Genomic DNA, 20,893 nt, shown 5'->3' with positions numbered 1-20,893 from the left:
TGTTGTTGCCGATGATGCGCGCGCGACGCGTGTTGTAGAGCTGGATGCCGTTGCCGCGCTGCGAGGAGCGCAGCTCGCGCTTGCCGGTGATCAGGTTGCCTTCGATCAGCACGTCGTTCGACTGCTCGATCCACAGCCCGAACAAGGTGTAGGAGAAGTCGCAGTTGCGTATCACGGTGTGGTGCGAACCCGGCCAGACGTAGATGCCGGCGTTCTGCTCGCGCAGGCTGGCGCCGGAGTCGGCGATGATAAGGCCTTCGATGGTGACGTGCTCGGCCTTGATGCGGATGGTGTCGCCGCGCAGGCCGCCCGATATCGTCGGGCGGTCGATGCCGCGCAGCGTCAGCGGCCGGGTGATCAGCAGGTTCTCGACGTAGCGGGCGCGTTCGACTTCGATGGTGTCGCCCGGTGCGGCGCGGTCGATCGCGGCCTGGATGGATTCGCCCGCCTTCACCCGCCACACCGCGGCAGCAGCCGGCAGGGCGAGTGTGGCCAGCAAGGCAAGAGCTGCAGCAAGGCGAAAGAGGCGGGCGGGCAGAGGCATTGATCCGTCGGTGCTTGAGCGTGGGGCGATTATGCGACGCAATGTCTCAGTGTGCCTTGATCTTGGCAAAGTGGGGACCTGCCCCTTGGCGGCCGCGGCGCCGGCTGCGTCGCAAACGATCACCGCCCGCGGGGACGGACGGTGATCGTGCGGAGGAAGACTCAGAGCACCAGCAGGCCGAGACTCTTGAGGGCGATGAACAGCGTTGCGCCGATCAGCAGGTTCTTGAAGCCGACGTAGCAGATCATGTCCATCACGCTCGCCTTGCGGTAGCGCTGGCTCCACCATGGGCCTTCCTTGACGTAGGGCTTGGAGCCGAGGCGGACCACGACTTCGAACACGCTCCAGCCGAACCACCAGCCGATGATCGTGTTGGGGGCAAGGTCGTTGCCCAGTGCCGCCAGCACCCAGACGAGGGTGGCGGCGATCGCGATCGCCAGGCTGGCGGCCTGGATCGTGCGCTGGCGCTGGAAGCCGCTGCGGCTCCAGGGCCACAGGTGGTCCCATATCTCGGCGCCGATGTGCGCCAGGACGCCGCCGGGGTAGGGCGGCTCCACCGGCTCGGTCATGCTGCGGGGGTCGATCATGATGCGCTCCTCGTCGATGCGACGGCGCTCAGGCCTTGGGCGGCTGGCGCCGGCTGGATCGGGATGTAGTAGCCGTCCTTGCCGATCGGCGTCAGCGGCAGGCCGGCCTTGGTGCGGCGCTTGCGCTCCTGCGCCAGCGGCGGGCAGGTGTTCTCGTCGGTGTAGAGGACCATGCAGTCGAGGCAGTGCATGCATTCGCGATGGTCGATGCGGCCGTGCTCGTCGATCGCCAGCGAACCGCAGCCCACTGCGCAGGCCTTGCAGGTGCTGCATTCCTGCTTGCGCTTGAGGCCGAACCAGCGGAAGGTCGAAGGCATCGCCAGCGAGGCGCCGAGCGGGCACAGGTACTTGCAGAACGGCCGCTCCATGAAGATCGACAGGCCGAGCAGCACCGCCACGAACAAGGTGTAGGGCCAGGCGCGGTTGAACATGCCGACGAGGAAGGTGGTCTTGAACGGCTCAACCTCGGCCAGCATCTCGGCCAAGCCCATCGAGAACACCGATACTGCCAGCAGGACGAAGAACACCACGTACTTGACCCACTTCAGGCGGTTGTGCCACTTCATCGGCAGCTCGAACTGGAAGCGCTTGAGGCCGATCGCTTCGGCCACCTTGTGGATCAGCTCCGACAGCGAGCCAAAGGGGCACATCCAGCCGCAGAACAGTCCCCGGCCCCACACGAAAGTGGTGAGGATGATGAAGATCCAGAACAGGAAGATGAAGGGATCGGTCAGGAACAGCTCCCATTTCCACTGAAACAGCAGCGAATGGAACCAGGTCAGCACCTGGGTGATCGAGGGCTGTGCGAGCAGACCGAAACCGACGAAGACGATGCTGATCACCCAGAAGGTGTATTTGAAGGCGTTGACCGGCCACTTGTTCTTGCGCGTCGAGCGCCGCGTCAGCGCGTCGCGGTTGCCGTAGACCACGGCTACGGCAAGCAACAGTGCGGCGAACAGGCCGATCTCCACGGCGCGGGTCTTCCACACCCGCATCCAGGGCGCATCCGGTTTCTTCACCACCGGGCGACCACCTTCGAGATAGCTTGCGGGCAGCCAGTATTCCTGGTCGAAGTTCACGAAGGTGCGTGCTCCCGTCGCCCGGTCGACGCGGTTGCCGAGGAAGATGAACTTCCACGGGAAGGCGCCGGAGAAGGCCGGCGAACGGATGATGAAGATGCCGGATTCGTTGAAGGCCGGTGCGCCGGGCGCGGCGAGGCCGTACAGGTTCAGGTAGTCGAGGTCGCGGAAGGTGAAGGCGTCCTGGCCCTGGCGGACCTGGATGCGGTCGTAGATGCCGCCGCGCACGAAGCCCGAGCCCTTGAAGGATTCGTTGCCGCGGGTGCGGATCACGAACAGCGCATGCTCGCCTTCGGCCAGCCGGCTCATCAGCGAGCGCCAGCCGGTCTCGCCCATGATCGCGCGGCCGACTTCGGGGTGGTTCAGATAGCCGTACCACAGCTCGATGAAGGGTTCGCTGCTGCGCTCGAGGCCGACCTGCTCGGGCATCACCGCCAGGCGTTGGACCACGCCTTCCTTGACCATGGTGTTCCAGTCGAGCGCACGGCCGTGGTCGACGAAGCTCGCCTGCGGACGCACGGTCGCTTCGAGGATGCCGACCTGGCGGCCGACTGCCGCACCCGACATCATCATCACCTGGTTCTGGGCGATGACCGTCACGGTGGCGCCGGAGATCGCATCCAGGCCGATGATGTCCTCGTCGGGGCGGGAGCGGCCGATCTCGATGTTGTCGCCGACGAACTTGCCCAGGTACTGGTCGTTGAACTTGATCAGCGCGGACTCGGGAATGCCGAGCAGCAGGATGGGTTCGGAGTGCTTGAGGATCTTGATGCCGGCGAAGTGGCCGTCGGGGGTCAGGCCGATCAGCGTGATCACCGGCTTGCCGGAGTAGGCCGGCGTGTCGGTGACGTCGGTCGACAGCACGACGTAGCCGACCAGCTTGCGCGTACCGTTCTCCTCGGCATAACCCTCGACGTAGAAAGGCTGGCCCTTGCGCTCGGAAAAGCTCGTCGCGCCGGGCAGCACCTCGCTACAGGGAACGTAGTCGCACAGCGCGGGGGCGGTGTTCACTTCGGGCGCCAGCTTGGCCTCGTAGGCGGTCTGGGCCTGGACGGGGGCCGTGGTACAGGCGATGGCGGCGGTAAGGAGCAGGGCGGACAGGGAGTCGCGCAGTGCGGACAGCAGCTTCATGGCGCTCTCCATAAGTGAATTGCGATGAAGTCTAGGAAAGCGGAGTGGCGCTGTATTTGTCGCGGATCAATTTGCCCGGAGGGCGTGCCGCGTGCCCGGAAAGGCCACAGGGGGCTGGCGCCCCCTGTGTTCCGTGTTGCCGGAGTGCGATCGTCAGGCTTCGACGATCATGCGGCTGCGCATTTCCAGGTGCAGCGCATGGCAGAAGTGCGTGCAGTAGCACCAGAACACGCCCGGTTTGTCGGCGGTGAAGGTGACCGACTTGGTTTCCTGCGGATTGACGATGAAGTTGACGTTGTAGTTCGGGATCGCGAAGCCGTGGGTCAGATCCTCGATCTTGTCCAGGTTGGTCAGGATGATGGTGACTTCGTCGCCGACCTTGACCCTGAACTCGCGCGGCTCGAAGGCCGGCGCCAGCGAGGTGATCTTGACCGTGACCTTGTTGCCGTCGCGGAACACGCCGGCTTCCTTCGGATCCTTGACCGCGTTCGGGAAGTCGCCGAGGTCATAGACCTGCTTCGGTTGCAGCAGCTCGCGCTTGAAGATGATGAAGTCGTGCGGCTCGGGGCGGACCGGGTGGTCGGCCATCAGCACCATCTTCTCGCCCGAGATATCGACCAGTTGCTCGGTTTCGGCGTGCAGCGGGCCGACCGGCAGGAAGCGGTCCTTGGAGAACTTGCAACCCACGCACAGCCACTTGCCGTCGGCGAACATGGTCTCGGACTGCGAGGCGTTGATGTGGCCGGGCTGGTAATGCACGTCCAGGCGATCGACGACGTATTGCACGTTGGTGTCGCCAGCGTGGAACTTGATTGCCGCATCGACGTTCCACTTCACGATCTGGCTGTCGAGGAACAGCGTGGTGTAGGCGTTGCCGCGGCCGTCGAAGGCGGTGTGCAGCGGGCCGAGGCCGAGTTCGACTTCGGCGACGATGGCCTTGTCGACGTCGTCGAGCTTGCCGTCGAACCAGTCCAGCACCTTGGCGAGTTCGATCACGGTGCCGGTCGGCGACAGCTTGCCGGCGCAGATGAAGTACTTGCCGTCCGGGCTGGCGTTGACCCCGTGCGGGTTCTTCGGCACGGACACATAGGCGACCAGCGCGGTCGTGGGGTCGGCGTTGGCTGCCTTGGTGCCATCGACCACCGGCACCTTGGAGGCGCCGTAGGTGGTGAACTTGCCGTCCTTGACCGCCTGCTCGATGCGGCCGATGTTGAAGAAGATGCAGGCGTCGCGTTCGGCCGACATCATGCCTTCATAGTGGTAGCCGCCTTCGGTGTTGTACTGGTTCGAGGCGGCGAGCTTGCCGTCGTACGAGGTTGCGACGAGGTCGCAGTTGCCGTCGATCAGAACCTGCCAGCGGACCTCCATGGTCTCGGCATCGACGCAGCTGAAGAGCGCGCGGTATTGTTCCGGCGAGTCGATGTCACGGCCGTCATTCGGCAGCGGAGTATGGAACTCGGCGCCGCAGAACACGCGGGTGGTGTAGTTGATGGCGGGGTCGACCGGGTCGCGCTTGTCCGGGAAGATGCCGTGGAAGCCCTGCACGTTGGGCAGTTGGGTGATCTTGTCGCACACCAGGTAGTCGAGCCGGATGCGGGCGATGCGGCTGTTGATCTTGTCGTTGATCCAGGCATAGCGGCCGTCGTAGTTGCCGTCCTTGTAGGAGGCATGGGTGTGGTGGGTGTCGCCGACGGTGTAGCGCAGGCTGCCGTCGGGCTTGGTGCCCATGACGGCTTTCGATTCGTTGGTGATGCCCCAGCCCACCAGCGCGTCGGGCACGAAGCATGGCACGCGGTGCAGTTCGCGCCCGGACGGCAGGCCGAGCACACGGAAGTCGCCGGTGTGGCCGCCGCTCCACAGACCGTAGTAGGTGTCGAGCTCGCCCGGGGCCAGGTGGACCGAACTGTGTGCGGCGGCCGGGGTCGCAGCAGGCGCGGGTGCGGCCGCCGGGGCGGACGCAGCGGCAGGGGCGGATTCGTTGTTGCATGCCGAAAGCCCGACCGACAGGCCGGCACCGGCCAGGCCGGCGAAGGCGGCGGTGTTGAGGAACTTGCGGCGGCTCGGGTCGGGCATCGTACCGGCCTGGTCCATCTTCACTACTTCATTCATGATCGTGTCGCTCCCGTTCTGGCTTGATCGGTGTTCGTCCGGACACCCGAGCCCCGCCTGTGCGCGGAATGGATGCCTCTGACAAGATGCCCTGTGGCGTTTTGTCGCAGGGAGACTCTAGATCGGGCCAGAACTGCGATCCTTGATCTGTGTTAAGGATGTTCGTCATGCCCTGACCGTATCTGGACTCTCCTGCAACTGGATTTCGATCGAATGAACCGGCCGTACCGCCCGCCCGACACCCCGCTGCCCGCTGCCACGGAGCTGCAGCCCGCCGGCGCTGCAACTGCCGAGCCCGAGATCGCCGCGCTGCGCACCGGCGGTCGCCGCCTGCTGCACCTGCGCTGGCTGTCGTTCTCCGCGATGGTGGCGATGGCGGTGCTGGTGTTTCCGCTGCTGGCGCCGCTCCATCCCGTGCAGCCGCTGCTGGGCGTGGCGCTGATCCTCGCGCTGGCGAACCTGCTCCTGCTTGCCGGTCCGGTGCGCTGGCTCGACGGGCATGGCGGCGCCTGCGTGCAGTTGCTGTTCGACCTGCTCGGCTGGGGCGCTTTCCTGTATTTCGGCGGCGGTGTCACCAACCCCGCCATTTCGTTGCTGCTGCCGGTGGTGGCGGTGGGGGCGTCGGTCCTGCCGGCGCGCCAGGCCTGGCTGCTGGCGGCGGTGGCGGTCGGCGTCTACGCGGTGCTGTGGGAGTTCCATTGGCCGGTGCATCTGGCCGATGCCGCCACCGCGATGCGCTGGCATCTCGCCGGCATGTGGATCAGCTTCGCGCTGGCTGCGGCAACCGTGGTGTGGTTCATCGTCAGGCTCAATGCCGAACTGGCGAAAGGCGAGGCCGCGCTGGCCGAGGCGCGCGCCGCGCGGGCGCGCGACGCCTACGTCGTTGGCCTGGGCAATCTGGCCGCAGGTGCCGCGCACCGGCTGGGGACGCCGCTCGGCACGCTGCGCATCCTGACCGATGAGCTGCTGCGGCGACAGGACCTGGATGCCGGCGTGCGCGAAGACCTCGGCCTGATGCGCGAGCAGCTGGAGCACTGCCGGGGCATCCTCAACAGCCTGACGCGCGAGGCCGGCCAGCTGCGCGCCGAAGGCGGCGGGGCGGAATACGCCGGACCATGGCTGCGCGCCGCGGCGGCGCGCTGGCAGCGCCTGCGCCCGGAAGCCGGCTTGCGGCTGGACATCGCGCCCGAACTGTCCGCGCTCAGCCTCGTTGCCGACGCGAGCCTGGCCGAAGCGCTGCAGAACCTCATCGACAACGCGGCCAACGCCAACGCGGCGGCGGGCCGGGCCGGCACCGAGGTGGAAATGCATGCCGCGCCGGACGGCGGCATGCTGCGGATCGAGGTGCTGGATTGCGGCCCCGGCATCGACGGCGTGCGGCTCGAGGCAGCGCGCCATGCTCCGCTCGGCAGCCACGCCGAAGGCATGGGCGTCGGGCTGATGCTGGCGCACGCGGCGGTCGAGCACCACGGCGGGGGGCTGGATTTCCTTGCTCGCCCCGGCGGCGGCACCATCGCACGCGTTGTCGTGCCGCTGAGCCCGCCCGCAGCCTGAACCGGGGGGCTTCCGTCGCGGTGCTTCCGTCGCCGAACTGCGCACTCGACGATCGGAGCTCACGGCCTCGCGCTCCGGCCCGGCGGCCTTTGAGCACAACCGGCGGTAGTCACCGCGCTGCCGCGGGAGCGTGACGGGCGCCGGTTGAGGCCAGCATCTGCTCCAGCGTCTCGTGGGAAAGCTCGCCCACGTAGCGTGCGCTCAAGCGTCCCCGGGCATCGAAGAACAGCGTGGTGGGCAAGCCCGTCTGCCCGCCCAGGTTCGCGCCTGCCCGGCCTTTGGGGTCGAGCAGCACGTGGCTCAGCTCGAGCTGCCGGCTGGCAAGGAAGCGCCGCACTTCCTCGGCAGGCTCGCCCTGGTTCAGGAAGACGAAATGAACCCGTGGATGCTCGATCTGCGCCTGTTGCAGCAAGGGCATTTCGCGCCGGCACGGCGGGCACCAGGTGGCCCAGAGATTGACGACGGTCGGCTTGCCCGAGAAGGACTGCAGCTCGATCTGCGTGCCGTCCAGGGTCCGGGCGGTGGCCGCAGCAAGGCGGATGTCGTTGCCCGCGTGCACCAGCAAGGCCATGGAGCTGAGCACCCAGGCGGCGGTGCTGCTGCCCATGCCGGCCATCAGTGGCCTGCGCACGGATGGCTGCCTGCGCATCAGCGCCAGGGCGTAGAGCCAGCCCGCGATCACGCCGATCTGGCCGTTCCAGCCGCCGTCGCGGATGTCCAGGATGTCCAGCGGCGCCTGCAGGAAGGCCTCGCGGTACTCGAACACGAAAGCCAGCCGCGCGGCAAGCAGCGTGACCAGCAGCACCCGCCAGGCCATCGCCCAGAACCCGGCGGCCTGGCGCCGGTCCAGAACCATGCCGACCGCCAAACCCAGGGCCGCGGCTCCCGCGGCGAGCAGCAGGGGCCATGGCAATGCCAGGGAGCCGATATGCTGTACCGGATTCATGTTTCACACTTCGATGCCATGCAACACATCCAGATCATCTCCCCGTCCAGCGTACGTGAAAACGCCCTGGCACGCAGGGAACGGGCACACGGCTCCGACATGCATGCCTTCCTCTGCGGCTTGAATGAAGCAGTTGCGACATGATCGGCATCGGCCCGTTTCCGGTTCGTGCCGTCATCGTCTTTGGCGCCGTGCTGCTGGCCTGGGCAGTGGCACGGCTGGTCGCCAGGCGCTTGCCGGACGGGGCGTGCAAGAAGGCGGCTGGCGGTTTGCTGCTCGACAGCGTGTTCTGGGGCGTGCTGGCCGCCCGTCTGGGCTACATCGTGCAGTGGTGGGAAGAATACGCCGCGGCGCCGGCTTCCATGATCGCCATCGGCGACGGCGGTTTCACCTGGTGGATCGGCGTTGTCGCGGCCCTGCTGTTCGTCTGGTGGCGAAGCCGCACGATGTCCGCGCTGCGCGTCCCCGTGGTCGCGGGCATCGCGGCGGGCGTGCTGGGCTGGTTCGCCGGCGGCGGGGTGCTGGCGCTGCTGCACCAATCCGGGCCGCCGCTGCCCGACGTGCAGGTGAGCACGCTCGATGCCCGGCCGCTCAGCTTGAGTGCTTATGCAGGGCGGCCGGTCGTGCTCAACCTGTGGGCGAGCTGGTGCCCGCCTTGCCGCCGCGAGATGCCGGTGTTCGAGCAGGCGCAGCAGGATTTCCCGCAGGTCGCCTTCGTCATGCTCAACCAGGGAGAAAGTGCGCAGCAGGCGCTCGCTTTCCTGCAAGGCGAGCGCTTGAGGCTCAAGGATGTGCTGCTCGACCCCTCGTCCCAGGCCATGCAGGTCTTCGGTTCGCGCGGCCTGCCCACCACCTTGTTCTTCGATGAACAAGGAAGGCTGGTGGATACCCACATGGGCGAACTGACGACCGCCAGCCTCAGGAGCACGCTGATGCGCCGGTTCGGGCAGGCTCCCAATCCCTGAAAAACGGGATCAGATCGCTTCCATGACGGCGCGCAGGAACTGCTGCGTACGCTCGTGCTGCGGGTTGCCGAACAGTTCCTCGGGACTGCCCTGTTCGGCGATGCGCCCGGCGTCGAAGAAGCAGACGCGGTCGGCGAATTCGCGTGCGAAGCCCATCTGGTGGGTCACCATCAGCATCGTGAGCTGATGCGCCGAACCCAGCTCGCGGATCACGTTCAGCACTTCGCCGCACAGCTCGGGATCGAGCGCCGAAGTGACTTCGTCGAACAGCATCACGCGCGGGCGCATCGCCAGCGCACGGGCGATCGCCACGCGCTGCTGCTGGCCGCCGGACAGCTGGGCGGGATGGTGGTCGAGTTTGTCGGCCAGCCCGACCATGGTCAGCAATTCGGCGGCGCGCGTGTGGGCCTCTTCCTTGCCGAGGCCGAGCACGCTCATCGGTGCTTCCATGCAGTTCTGTACCGCGCTCATGTGCGGGAACAGGTTGAAGTGCTGGAACACCATGCCGATGTGGCTGCGCATCTTGCGCAGATGGCGGGCGTCGGCCGGCACCAGGCCGTCGCCCTGCGGCATGTGGGTGAGCGGCTCGCCGTCGATGTGGATCACGCCGTCGTCGATGCGCTCGAGCGCCATCAGCACCCGCAGCACCGTGGTCTTGCCCGAGCCGGACGGGCCGATGATGGCGACTTTCTCGCCGCTGGCGACGTCGAGATCGAGCTGGTCGAGCACCGTGAGCGCGCCGTAGCGCTTGGAGACGCGCTCGAAGCGCACCATCGGTGTTTCGGATGAGGAGGCGGGGGATTCGTTCATGACCGGGGAGCGGCGCGCACGCCGAGGCGGCGTTCGAGGAGCCGGATCAGCGCGCTCGCAAGCAGGCTGAAGACGAGGAAGTAGAGGCCGACCAGCGTGATCGGCTCGGTGTACTGGAAGCTCTCGGAGCCGAGGATCTTTGCCGTCTGCATCAGCTCCAGCACGCCGATCGCCGACAGCAGCGGCGTTTCCTTGAACAGCGCGACCAGGTAGTTGCCCAGGGCGGGCACGATCGGCGGAATGGCCTGCGGCAGGATGATGCGGCGGAAGGTGGCCTGCGGCGGCAGGTTCAGCGCGGCCGCGGCTTCCCACTGCCCGCGCGGCACGTTGTCGATGCCGGCGCGATAGACCTCGGCGCAGTAGGCGCCGTAGTGCAGGCCGATCGCGATCAGGCCGGCCAGCATGGCGTCGAGCGCGAGGCCGAATTCCGGCAGGCCGTAGTACAGGAAGAAGATCTGGATCAGCAGCGGCGTCGAGCGGATGAACTCCACCACCGCGGCGGCGGCATGGCGTACCAGCGGATTGGCCGCCATGCGGCAGACGGCGAGGACGAGGCCGATCACCAGCGCGAGGGCGAAGCCGAGCAGCGTGGCCTGCAGCGTGATCAGCGCGGCCTCGCCGAGAATCGGCAGGATCTCATGGACGTAGTTCCAGTCCCAATGTGCGTTCATCGCGCCTCCTTGCCACGCAGCAGCCGGCGGCCGGCGCGGCGCTCCAGCGCGCGCATGGCCAGCGTCACCAGCAGCGACAGCGCGAGGTAGATCAGCAGCACGATGCCGAAGATTTCCACCGTGCGCAGCGTCGTCTGGTTCAGTTGCTGGGCCTTGAAGGCGAGATCGGACAGCGTGATCAGCGAGACCAGCGACGTCGCCTTCAGCAGCTCGATGAAGAGATTGCCCCAGGGTGGGATCATGGCGACGAAAGCCTGCGGCAGGACGATCCGCCGCAGCGTGCGGAAGCGGCCGAGGTTCAGCGCGCTGGCGGCCTCCCACTGGCCGCGCGGCACGGCCTCGATCGCGCCGCGCATCACTTCGCTGCCGTAGGCGCCGATGTTGAGGCCGAGCGCGGCAATGCCCGCCGTCATCGGCGACAGGCTGATGCCGAGCATCGGCAGCACGAAGAACAGCCAGAACAGCTGCACCAGGGCGGAGGTGCCGCGGAACAGCTCGACGTAGGCGACTGCGAGCCAGCGCAGCGGCAGTGGAGCGTAGAGCCGTGCCGTGGTAGCGAGCAGCGCGGCCACGACCGCGACCAAGCTGCCGCCGGCGGCTACCTGTACGGTGGTCGCCGCGCCGCGCAGCAGCTCGGGCAGGAAATCGCGAAAGCCGGCGAAGCTGGAGACGAGCAGCCCGCCGGCAAAGCCGAGGATGGCGACCGCGGCCAGCGCGCCGGCGGCAGGACTGGACCCGGTCGGGCCCGTCCTATTCGCCGGCACAATGCTGATCGGCCGTCATCTCGGGCAGGTTGGAGGCGTCGAAGCCGAACGCCTTCACCATCGCCAGGTGTTCTTCGGTGCCGACGAACCTGGCGAGCTCCCGATTGACGGCGTCGCGCAGTTCGGTGTCCTCCAGGCGGAAGGCGAAGGAGCCTTCGCCGCGATAGCGCTTGCCTTCGTGGGTGAAAGTGAAGGGTTCGGCACGCTCGATCGCCTCGTCCTTGCCCGCCAGCTCGCCTGCGGCCATCGCATTGAAGGCGGCGGCCGAGACGCGGCCGGCCTTGACCGCGGCGACGGCAGCGGCGAAGTCGGGCACGATCATCTGCTGCTGTCGAGTCATGCCGGCCAACTGGCCGTGCTCGATCTCCGCCGTGCCGGCGACGAAGGCCAGCTTCTTGCCGCTGCTCGCGGCGTCGGCATAGGTGTGGATGCCGTCCGGGTTGCCTTTCCTGACCACCAGGGCGTCGCCGACGCCGTAGGTGGGGTTGGCGAACAGCACCTGCTTGCAGCGCTTGGGCGTGATGTACATCGACGCGACGATGGCGTCGAAGCGCCCGGCCTTCAGGCCGGGGATCAGCGCGCCCCATTCGGTCAGCACGCCTTCGACCTTGCCGACGCCGAGCTGCTTCATGATGTGGCGGAACACGGTGGGCGATTCGCCGGTGAGTTCGCCCGAGGTGGTGGCGTAGGCGTAGGGCGCCTCGTTGGCGAAACCGACGCGGATGCTGCCTTCGCGCTGGATGCGTTCCAGCGTGGTCTCGGCCGCGGCGGGGCCGATGCCGGCCAGCGCCGTGGCGATCAGCGCGGCGAGCAGGCCGCCGCGGCGGAGGCGTCGCTGCCCGTTCATGGTGAAACCTCCGTCTGGATGGGCGTGAAGTCCTGCCGTTCGGCGATGAACGAAGGCCGTGGCGGCAAGCCGCAGAAGGGCGCGGCCGGCGTGTTGTGCACGCTGTTGTAGACGAAGAAGACGTTGCTGCGCGGCAGCGGCGTGATGTTGGAGTTCGAGCCGTGCATCACGTTGCAGTCGAAGAAGGTCACCGAGCCGGCCGGGCCGGTGGGGGCGAGGATGCCGAAGTCCTCGACCAGCTGCTTCAGGCTGGCATCGTCGGGCACGCCGACCTCCTGGCGCCGCAGCGAGGCGAGGTAGTGCGCCTCCGGCGTGGCGCCGACGCAGGAGATGTAGCGCTGGTGCGAGCCGGGGATGATCATCAGCGGGCCGTTGTGCGGCGTGTTGGGCGTCAGGCTCACCGAGCAGCTCACCATCCGCATTGCCGGCACGCCGTCCTCCATGTGCCAGGTCTCGAAATCGGAGTGCCAGTAGAACTCCTTGCCGCGGAAGCCGCCCTTGTAGTTGATGCGCGACTGGTGCAGATAGACTTCGCTGCCCAGCAACTGGCGCGCGATCGCCACCAGCCTGGGGTGGGCACACAGCCGGCGCAGCACGGCGCTGCGCTTGTGGACTTCGAACAGCGAGCGCAGCTCGCCGCTGTCGGGTTCGATGACGGCTTCCGCCGCCTGCCTGACGGCTTCGTCGCGGCGCAGCGCGTCGAGCTCGGCGAGGTAGGCGTCGAGCTCGTCGGCGCCGATCAACTGCTCGAAAGTCAGATAGCCGTTGTCGCGGTAGAAGCGCAGCTCGGCCTCGTCCAGCGGGCCGTCGCCGACGCCGCCATGGACCACCGGATCCCGGCGCTCGGTGATGCGCGGCTCGGGCCAGAAGCGGGACGGATAACGGTCGTCGTCCCGCGGCCGCGCCTGTGCGGCCTGCGCTGACAGGGTCGTCGTCATGGCATGCTCCTCCTCAGTCGGCCAGCGCGTAGGCACCGCTTTCGTCATGCACTTCGCGCCCGCTCAGCGGCGGGTTGAAGACGCACACCATGCGCATCGGCACGCCCTTGTTGGCGCGCAGGATGTGGCGGTCGTGGTCGTTGAGGGCGTACAGCGTGCCCGGCCGGATGGAATGGGTGAGGCCGGTGGCGAGATCGGTGATCTCGCCCTCGCCTTCGATGCAATAGACCGTCTCGAGGTGGTTGCGGTACTCCATTTCGAGCTCGGCGCCGGCCTTGATGATGGTGTCGTTGACCGAATAGCCCATGCCGTCCTGCTTGTAGATGAGGCGGCGGCTGGTCCAGCCGTCGGTGTCCACGTCGGCGGCGGTGCCGAGGATGTCGTCGAGATGCTTCACGATCATGGTTCGGGTCCTCGATGTCTGTTTTGTTTTGGGAAGTGCTGGCGCGATTCAGGCGACCTGGCCGACGTCTTCGGCCAGCACCGAGGCCAGCGCGTCGTCGATGATGTCCAGGCCCTTGCCCAGCGTGGCTTCGTCCATGGTCAGGCTGGGCAGCAGCTTCAGCACCTGGTCGTTGATGCCGGCGGTCTCGATGATCAGGCCGCGCTCGAAGCAGGCCTGCGAGACGCGGCCGGCGAGTTCGGGGTTGCCGAACTCGACGCCCTGGATCAGGCCGCGGCCGCGCACCGTGCCGTCGACACCGTGCGACTTCAGCATGCGCTGCAGGCGTTTCCGTACCAGCGCGCTTTTCTGTTCCACTGCCCGGCTCAGGCGGTCGTCCTGCCAGAAGTGCTCCAGCGCCGCGGTGGCGGTGACGAAGGCGGGGCAATGGCCGCGGAAGGTGCCGTTGTGCTCGCCCGGCTCCCACTGGTCCAGTTCGGGGCGGATCAGCACCAGTGCGAGCGGCAGGCCGTAGCCGGACAGCGACTTCGACAGCGTGACGATGTCGGGCTCGATGCCGGCTTCCTCGAAGCTGAAGAAGCGCCCGGTGCGCCCGCAGCCGACCTGGATGTCGTCGACGATCAGGACGATGCCGTTGTCGCGGGTGATCTTGCGCAGGCGGCACAGCCACTCGGCGCTGGCGATGTTGACGCCGCCTTCGGCCTGCACCGTCTCGACGATCACCGCGGCCGGCACTTCCATGCCGCTGCCGTTGTCGAGCAGCATCGCTTCGAAGTAGTCGAGGGTGTCGACGTCGCTGCCGAGATAGCCGTCGAAGGGGACGGAAGCCGCGTGCGACAGCGGCACGCCGGCGCCGGCGCGCTTGAAGCCGTTGCCGGTCACCGCCAGCGAACCCAGCGTCATGCCGTGGAAGGCGTTGGTGAAGCTCACCACCTGCTCGCGGCCGGTGACCTTGCGCGCCAGCTTCAGCGCCGCCTCGACCGCGTTCGTGCCGGTGGGGCCGGGGAACTGGAGCTTGTACCTCAGGCCGCGCGGCTCGAGGATCAGCGCGTTGAAGCGTTCGATGAAGCGCGCCTTCGCCGTGCTGTACATGTCCAGCGTATGGGTGATGCCGTCCGCCAGCAGGTAGTCGGTCAGCGCGCGCTTGATCGGCTCCGGGTTGTGGCCGTAGTTGAGCACCCCGGCGCCGCAGAAGAAATCGAGATAGCGCCGGCCGCGCTGGTCGCTCATCCAGGGACCTTTGGCCGTGGTGAATACTGCGGGGAAATTGCGGCAATAGCCGCGGACCTCGGATTCGTGTCGTTCGAAGACGTTCATCAGACTCCTCCTTGTAGTGGTTCGAGTGGTGGCGCCAGCGGGCGGGTACCCGCGAGTGGTGCCGGCCGACGGCGCCGGCAAAGCGCCGGGCGGGCGCCGTCCCCGGTGCAGAGGCTCAGTGTGCCGAGCCGTCGAGCGGACCGATGCGGTACAGGGGTTCCGCAGGGTGCGGACGGGGAAACAGCTCCGGTGTGAACAGCGGCGAGACTTCGCAGTCCGCGCCGCAGTCGCGGGCGAAGCGGCGAAACAGTGCCTGTGACGCCGCGTTGTCGTCGGCGACGGTGGCGGTGACCCACTTGCAGCCGCGATTGGCCGGCAGCGCGGCCCATTCCTGCAGCAGCTTCAGCCCCAGGCCCTGGCCGCGGAGTTCCGGCAGTACGCCGATCTGCCAGACGAAGGCCGTGTCGGGCCGGCGTGGCGGGTGGTAGCCGACGACGGTGCCGACGATGCGGCCGTCGCGTTCGGCGACCAGGCAGGTGTCACCGAAATCGGCCGCGAACAGCAGATAGAAATACGCCGAGTTGAGTTCCAGCGCGCCGGTCGCATCGACCAGTTGCCACAGGGCGGCGCCGTCGCCGGGGCGTGCGGAGCGGAAATGAAGGGAAGGGGAGATGCTCGGGGTACTTCGGTCCGTGTCGTTCATGCCATGGGTTGTTTGTCGGTGGTGCGGCGTTTGCCAGCGGATGGCGAGCGGCACACCAAACCGTCAGGGAACAGGATCACCTGCCGGCCGGCCCCGCAGGGCCTACAAAGGAACTCAAGCGACGCTCAGGCCGTTGAATGAAGCCGACCGCGCCGGCGCAGAAGCAGGCAGTCAGGAATCGGCGAAAGGAATTCGATGCAAGCAGTGCATCAACATTTGTATAAATTATATTGTAGCAAATGCAATTAAGGCAAGCATCCAGTCCATGCTCACACGGATGGCGGGCCGGATTCCTTTCGCGCCCGGGAGGTGGCACCATTGCACGCCTGACCCCTCCGCCTGCCGCATGAGCCCCGAACACGCCCCCGTCCTGCTCGTCGTCGATGACGATCCCGCCTTCAACCGGGTGCTGTCGCGTGCGCTGGCGCAGCGCGGCTTCGACACCTACGGCGCCACCGACAGCGAAGGCGCGCTCGAGCTGGCGCAGGACCATGCGCCCGAGTTCATCGTGCTCGACCTCAACATCGGCGGCGAATCCGGCCTCAAGCTCATCCGCCCGCTGCTCGAAGCCAGCCCCGATGCGCGCATCCTGGTGCTGACCGGCTATGCCAGCATCGCCACCGCGGTCGACGCGGTGAAGCTCGGCGCCGTCCAGTACCTGGCCAAGCCGGCCGAGGTCGATGCCATCGTCAAAGGGCTGCAGGCCGAAGTCGTCGTCATCGACGAGCATGCGCCCGATGCGCCGATGTCGGTCGACCGGCTGGAGTGGGAGCACATCCAGCGCGTGCTGGGCGAGCACGACGGCAACATCTCGGCCACCGCGCGGGCGTTGCAGATGCACCGTCGCACCCTGCAACGCAAGCTCGCCCGTCCGCCGAGCGGCGACTGAGGCCGTTCTCCATGTCCGATACCCGCCATCCGCTCAAGGCGGATCTGCTGCTCGTGCTGGCGACCCTGGTGGCCGCCGCCGGCTGGATCTTCTCCAAGGAGTCGCTCGCGGGCCTGCCGCCGCTGATGTTCATCGGCACCCGCTTCATGCTGGCCGGCGTGGTGCTGGCGGCCTTCAGCTGGACGCAGCTGCGGGCGATGAGCGGAGCCAATTGGCGCGGCGCGCTGCTGATCGGCGTGTTGTTCGCACTGGCGATGGGCTTCTGGATCGGCGGCCTCCACCACGCCAGCCACCTGGGTGAAGGCGCCTTCATCTCCAGCCTGGGCGTGGTGCTGGTGCCGCTCGTCGGCCGCCTGTTCTTCGGTGAGCGTCCGCCCCGCGTCGCCTGGGTGTCGATGCCGCTGGCGCTGGCCGGCTTCGCCTGTCTGTCGCTGGAGCACGGTTTCCGCTTCGAGCCCGGGCAATGGTTCTTCCTGGCTGCCGCGGTGGTGTTCGCGGTGCTGATCAATCTCAACGGCCGGGTAGTGCGCAGCGTGCCGCCGCTGGCGCTGAGCACGGTGCAGGTGATGACGGTCGGCGTGCTGATGCTGCCGCTGTCGGCGCTGTTCGAAACCTGGCCCGAAGCGGTGTCGATGCCGGTGCTGGGCTGGCTGCTCGCCAGCGCGCTGCTGGCGACCACCCTGCGCTTCTTCGTCCAGCTCTACGGCCAGAGCCTGACCACGCCCAGCCATGCCGCGCTGATCCTGATGCTGGAGCCGATGTGGACCGCGATGGTCGCCGCATGGTGGTTCGGCGAACGCATGAGCGAACTGCAGCTCTTCGGCTGCGGATTGATCTTTTCGGCGCTGGTGCTGAGCCGCTGGCGGCTGGTGGTGGATGTGCTGAAGGCGGTCACAGGGCGGTGAACGCCCGGCTACCGCCGCGCCGCATGCGGGCGCGGCGGCGCCCGCGCACTTCGCGGCTGCGGCTCACAGCCTGAAGCGGCCCAGCAGGTCGTCCAGCTGCGTCGACAGCGCCTGCAGGTTGCCGCTGGCCTCGTTCAACTGAGCGGCGATCTGCGTGGTGCCGGCGGTGAGCTGGCTGATGCCCTCGATGTTGTGGTTGATCTCCCCGACCACGTTGGATTGCTCCTCGGTGGCGGTGGCGACCTGGAGGTTCTGGTCGCTGATCTGTTGATGTGGCCGTTGATCTGCTCCAGCGCGGCGGAGGCCTTGCCGGCGTATTCCACACCAGCGTGCTCTGCTGGCGGCCCTTGACCATGGTTTTCATGCGCTTCGACGCCACGCCGTGACGCATGCACCGATTGCCGACACCTCTGCGGATGATCCGGCGTTGATCATCTACACGTCCGGCACGACCGGAAAGTCGACGGGCTTGTGGCAGTAATTGATAATTATTACCATTAACAGGTTTCCCCTTGCCCCCATCAGGCTCTGCCATGCCCCTCGTCCCGAACGGCGTGTGCCGCGAGCCGGTCGCCATGCAGCTCTTGCGGCTGAACCGTGTTCTGCGGCCCGGACTCAGTTTGAACTCCGCCTGCGACATGCACGATGAAAGCGTGTCCCGGCAAGCCACGGTGGACGAAGGCGTACGCATCGTGATGGTGCTGGATGGTGCCATCGATGTCGCCTACGGCGGGCGCGGGCTGAAGCTGGCGCATGCCCAGGGCGCGGATGCGGGCATGGTGGTGCTGCACGAGCCCGAGGAATGCCGGCGAGTCGCGCACCGGGGCGACTGGTCGCGGCGTATCTGCATCGGCCTGGGTCACCAATGGCTGGAAGAATCCTTTGGCGCACGGGCAGAGCGCACGCCGGCCCTTCCCGCGCATCTGGAAGCTCGGCTGTGGACCGCCTCCAGCAAGGCGCGCGTGCTCGCCGAGCAGCTTCTGCATCCGCCGCTCATGCCGTCCATGCTGATCGGCATGTACCTGGAAAGCCGTGCCATCGAATTGGTCATGGAGGCGTTTTCCCGTACGCAGGCCGGCGATTGCGCAGCATCGGGCGGACCGCTGCGCCCGGTCGTCCACCGGCGCATGCTCGAACTGAGGTGCTGGCTGCGCGAAAACGCAGCCCTGCCGCTCAGCATCGACGAGATCGCCCGGCACGCAAACACCACGGCCACCACGCTGCAGCGGCAGTTCCGGCAAGCGATGGGCATGACGGTGTTCGATTTCCTGCAGCGCGAACGCCTGTCATTGGCGCGCCATGCTCTGGAGCACGATGGGCTGAGCGTGGCGCAGGCGTCGGAACTGGCCGGCTATACCAATCCCGGCAGTTTTGCCACTGCCTTCCGCCGCCGGTTCGGCTTGACGCCCAGGCAGGTGCGCGCAGGTCTCTAGCCAGCGCGCTGCGCACATTGCCGTTATCGCGAAGAATTCTGCCGTTCACACGAAGGCTTGCCTCGCATCCCCATGGAAAAATGAATAAGAACCACTCTCATTGATCCCCAGGAGATGCTTCGTGCCGGCCATCGCCACGACCCCCTCGCCTTGCTTCATTCGCCTGCGGCCGTCCCTTTCCCGCCATGCGGCGGTCTATCCGCTGCTGGCTGCACTGCTCGTCCATGTCGGCGCGCTCCACGCCGAAGAAACGTCCGTCATGCTGGCACCGGTCACCGTCAATGCCTACCGGCCTGCAGACAGCATCGGCGCATCGACCAAGACCGACACGCCGCTGGTCGAAGTACCCCAATCGGTATCGGTGATCGAGCGCCGCGAAATGGACCAGCGCGGCGTGCAGAACCTGAACGAAGCCACCCGCTACACCGCAGGTGTGCTGCCGGAAAGCCAGGGCATCGACAACCGGGTGGATGACCTGTACATCCGTGGCTTCGACGCGGGCAGCTTCGGCGCCAACGTCATGCTCGACGGGCTGCGAGCGCCATCCGACAGCAGCCTGAGCTGGAACCGGACCTCCTTCAATACCTGGAACCTGGAGCGGGTGGAAGTGCTCAAGGGGCCGTCCAGCGTGCTCTACGGACAACTGGCGCCCGGCGGCATGGTCAACCAGGTGAGCAAACGGCCCAGGGTGGACCAGGAGCAGGTTCTGCAACTGCAGGTCGACGGCCACGGACGCGGGCAGACGGCGTTCGACATCGGTGGCGCCAATGGCGACGGGAATCTGATGTGGCGGCTGGTCGGCCTGTATGCCGACGGCGATACGCAGATCCGCCACACCGATCACAAGCAATGGTTCATCGCACCCAGCGCCACGCTGCGCTTCAACGGCGGCGCCACCCGCCTGACGCTGCAAGGCCTTTACCAGAAGGACAGCGGCGGCAGCACCTTCCAGTTCCTGCCTTATCAGGGGACGGTGGTGAAGGGCGCCAGGGGCTACATCAAGAACGACACCTTCCTGGGCGAGCCGAACTGGAATGTCTACGACCGCGAGATCTGGGCGGCCGGCTGGCAGCTCGAACATCAGTTCAACGATGCCTGGAAGCTGAGCCAGAACGCCCGCTACACGCACGTGGACTCGCTCTATCGGGCCACCGTGGGCAATGGCAGGCGCGGTGCGCCGCTCACCGATTTCAATACCCTGATCGACGGCCGCAGCCTGCAGCGGCGCGCGGTGCAGGGTGTCGGCGATTCCGATGCGCTGACCATCGATACCCGGGTGGAGGGTACGTTCGGCTCCGGCGCGGCAGTCCATACGCTGGTGGCCGGCTTCGACTGGCAGGAAAGCGACTGGACCTTCCTGCGCCATGCCGCGCAGGTCTCGCCCGCCGCCATCGCCATCGACGTCTACGATCCGATCCATACCCATTACGATTTCGCGCCCACGCTGCTTCCCCAGATGTCCACCCGCGAAACCGACACCCAGGCCGGCATCTATCTGCAGGACCAGATTGCGCTGGATCGCTGGCGCTTCACGCTGGGCGGCCGCTACGACAAGACCCGTATCGATTCGCTCAATCGGTTGAATGGGCAGCGGCAGGATACGCGCGACGAGGCTTTCACCGGCCGTGCCGGGGTGAGCTATCTGTTCGACAACGGCATCGCACCCTATCTGAGCTATGCCGAATCCTTCCAGCCCACCGCTGGCACGAAACGCGAGGGCGGCAGTTTCAAACCCGTGACCGGCAAGCAATGGGAAGCCGGCGTGAAATACAAGCCGGCCCGCATCGACGGCATGATCACGCTCTCGGCCTATGAACTGACGCAGAAGAACGTGCTGACAGCCGATCCGCGCAACGCCGCCGACGAAAGCTTCCAGGTGCAGACCGGCGAGGTGCGCGTGCGCGGCATCGAACTGGAAGGCCGCATCACGCCGCAGCCCGGGTTCAGCGTGATCGGCGCGCTCACGCGGATGAGCTCCGAGGTCGTCCGCAACAACGATGGCTACACCGGCAACCGCATGGTCCGCGTGCCCGACTGGATGGGTTCGCTGTGGATGGACTACACCATCCAGGGCGGGCCGCTGCGCGGGCTGGGCGTGGGCGCAGGCGCGCGCTACGTGGGGGAGACCCGGGGCGATCTGGCCAACTACCTGCACATTCCTTCGTACACGCTGTACGACGCGGCGATCCGCTACGACGTCGGCAAGGTCGGCAACATGAACCTGCGCCTGTCGCTCAACGCCAGCAACCTGGCCGACAAGCGCTACGTCGCCACCTGCACCGCCGCCACCTCGTGCTACTACGGCACCGGGCGCACAGTCATGGCCAATGCGAGGCTGAGCTGGTGAGACGGCGCCGT

At 67.0% G+C, this 20,893-nt stretch carries 20 protein-coding genes; 6 read left to right on the top strand and 14 right to left on the bottom strand.

The window, feature by feature from the left end:
- The 4 genes from TBU01S_RS18655 to nosZ all read right to left on the bottom strand — a co-directional run.
- Positions 1-544, bottom strand: a 544-nt coding sequence (locus TBU01S_RS18655; protein ID WP_174524552.1) for a right-handed parallel beta-helix repeat-containing protein, incomplete at its 3' end; no start/stop codon positions are given.
- A 161-nt stretch (positions 545-705) separates the two neighbouring features.
- Positions 706-1,131, bottom strand: coding sequence for a transcription regulator (locus TBU01S_RS23610; RefSeq protein WP_068638902.1), 426 nt, complete (start codon positions 1,129-1,131; stop codon positions 706-708).
- A complete protein-coding gene (locus TBU01S_RS18645) occupies positions 1,128-3,341 on the bottom strand; it encodes a NosR/NirI family protein (RefSeq protein WP_068638901.1) in 2,214 nt (737 codons plus the stop codon). Before TBU01S_RS18645 ends, TBU01S_RS23610 begins: the two co-directional genes overlap by 4 nt.
- A 153-nt stretch (positions 3,342-3,494) precedes the next feature.
- Entirely contained in the window at positions 3,495-5,450 is a 1,956-nt protein-coding gene (gene nosZ, locus TBU01S_RS18640) for a TAT-dependent nitrous-oxide reductase (protein ID WP_068638897.1), read from the bottom strand.
- Positions 5,451-5,663: 213 nt separating this feature from the next.
- Here nosZ and TBU01S_RS18635 point away from each other — a divergent pair, with 213 nt between their 5' ends.
- A complete protein-coding gene (locus TBU01S_RS18635; RefSeq protein WP_083953719.1) occupies positions 5,664-7,004 on the top strand; it encodes a sensor histidine kinase in 1,341 nt (446 codons plus the stop codon).
- Between the two features lie 109 nt (positions 7,005-7,113).
- Here TBU01S_RS18635 and TBU01S_RS18630 read toward each other — a convergent pair whose 3' ends face one another.
- On the bottom strand, positions 7,114-7,950 hold the full coding sequence (locus tag TBU01S_RS18630; RefSeq protein ID WP_068638896.1) for a TlpA disulfide reductase family protein: 837 nt from the start codon (positions 7,948-7,950) through the stop codon (positions 7,114-7,116).
- Between the two features lie 140 nt (positions 7,951-8,090).
- Here TBU01S_RS18630 and TBU01S_RS18625 point away from each other — a divergent pair, with 140 nt between their 5' ends.
- Positions 8,091-8,915, top strand: coding sequence for a TlpA disulfide reductase family protein (locus TBU01S_RS18625; protein WP_068638895.1), 825 nt, complete (start codon positions 8,091-8,093; stop codon positions 8,913-8,915).
- A gap of 9 nt (positions 8,916-8,924) precedes the next feature.
- Here the strand turns inward: TBU01S_RS18625 and ehuA are convergent, their stop codons facing one another.
- The 8 genes from ehuA to ectA all read right to left on the bottom strand — a co-directional run bounded on the left by ehuA (position 8,925) and on the right by ectA (position 15,308).
- Entirely contained in the window at positions 8,925-9,725 is an 801-nt protein-coding gene (ehuA, locus tag TBU01S_RS18620) for an ectoine/hydroxyectoine ABC transporter ATP-binding protein EhuA (protein ID WP_068638894.1), read from the bottom strand.
- Entirely contained in the window at positions 9,722-10,396 is a 675-nt protein-coding gene (ehuD, locus tag TBU01S_RS18615; RefSeq protein ID WP_068638893.1) for an ectoine/hydroxyectoine ABC transporter permease subunit EhuD, read from the bottom strand. The genes ehuA and ehuD overlap by 4 nt, the downstream gene beginning before the upstream one ends.
- Entirely contained in the window at positions 10,393-11,160 is a 768-nt protein-coding gene (gene ehuC, locus TBU01S_RS18610) for an ectoine/hydroxyectoine ABC transporter permease subunit EhuC (protein WP_083953718.1), read from the bottom strand. Before ehuC ends, ehuD begins: the two co-directional genes overlap by 4 nt.
- On the bottom strand, positions 11,147-12,007 hold the full coding sequence (gene ehuB / locus TBU01S_RS18605) for an ectoine/hydroxyectoine ABC transporter substrate-binding protein EhuB (RefSeq protein WP_068638892.1): 861 nt from the start codon (positions 12,005-12,007) through the stop codon (positions 11,147-11,149). Before ehuB ends, ehuC begins: the two co-directional genes overlap by 14 nt.
- A complete protein-coding gene (thpD, locus tag TBU01S_RS18600; protein WP_068638890.1) occupies positions 12,004-12,945 on the bottom strand; it encodes an ectoine hydroxylase in 942 nt (313 codons plus the stop codon). The genes ehuB and thpD overlap by 4 nt, the downstream gene beginning before the upstream one ends.
- A gap of 13 nt (positions 12,946-12,958) precedes the next feature.
- On the bottom strand, positions 12,959-13,348 hold the full coding sequence (locus tag TBU01S_RS18595; protein WP_068638884.1) for an ectoine synthase: 390 nt from the start codon (positions 13,346-13,348) through the stop codon (positions 12,959-12,961).
- A gap of 48 nt (positions 13,349-13,396) precedes the next feature.
- Positions 13,397-14,665 carry a diaminobutyrate--2-oxoglutarate transaminase gene (gene ectB, locus TBU01S_RS18590; protein WP_068638883.1) on the bottom strand — a complete coding sequence of 423 codons (1,269 nt, stop codon included), beginning with the start codon at positions 14,663-14,665 and terminating at the stop codon, positions 13,397-13,399.
- Between the two features lie 115 nt (positions 14,666-14,780).
- Entirely contained in the window at positions 14,781-15,308 is a 528-nt protein-coding gene (ectA, locus tag TBU01S_RS18585) for a diaminobutyrate acetyltransferase (protein WP_068638881.1), read from the bottom strand.
- A gap of 346 nt (positions 15,309-15,654) precedes the next feature.
- Between ectA and TBU01S_RS18580 the strand changes: the two genes are divergently transcribed.
- Together TBU01S_RS18580 and TBU01S_RS18575 are read left to right on the top strand one after the other, a co-directional pair.
- Entirely contained in the window at positions 15,655-16,197 is a 543-nt protein-coding gene (locus TBU01S_RS18580) for a response regulator transcription factor (protein ID WP_068638879.1), read from the top strand.
- 11 nt (positions 16,198-16,208) lie between these two features.
- On the top strand, positions 16,209-17,102 hold the full coding sequence (locus tag TBU01S_RS18575) for a DMT family transporter (protein WP_068638877.1): 894 nt from the start codon (positions 16,209-16,211) through the stop codon (positions 17,100-17,102).
- 63 nt (positions 17,103-17,165) lie between these two features.
- Here TBU01S_RS18575 and TBU01S_RS24580 read toward each other — a convergent pair whose 3' ends face one another.
- Positions 17,166-17,315 (bottom strand): hypothetical protein, encoded by a 150-nt coding sequence (locus tag TBU01S_RS24580; protein WP_217999662.1) that lies wholly within the window; start codon positions 17,313-17,315, stop codon positions 17,166-17,168.
- Between the two features lie 320 nt (positions 17,316-17,635).
- On the opposite strand from TBU01S_RS24580, the gene TBU01S_RS18570 reads away from it, so the two are divergent.
- Both TBU01S_RS18570 and TBU01S_RS18565 read left to right on the top strand, forming a co-directional pair.
- Positions 17,636-18,535, top strand: a complete 900-nt coding sequence (locus tag TBU01S_RS18570) for a helix-turn-helix domain-containing protein (RefSeq protein ID WP_068638875.1) — start codon at positions 17,636-17,638, stop codon at positions 18,533-18,535.
- Positions 18,536-18,656: 121 nt separating this feature from the next.
- On the top strand, positions 18,657-20,882 hold the full coding sequence (locus TBU01S_RS18565; protein ID WP_217999661.1) for a TonB-dependent siderophore receptor: 2,226 nt from the start codon (positions 18,657-18,659) through the stop codon (positions 20,880-20,882).
- Positions 20,883-20,893 lie beyond the last annotated feature (11 nt).

It is taken from the genome of Thauera butanivorans NBRC 103042, assembly GCF_001591165.1.
In the GTDB taxonomy this organism is placed as follows: Bacteria; Pseudomonadota; Gammaproteobacteria; order Burkholderiales; family Rhodocyclaceae; genus Thauera; species Thauera butanivorans.
The sequence above is the reverse complement of the archived record's forward strand: the minus strand, read 5'-3'. Positions and strand labels throughout refer to the sequence as shown.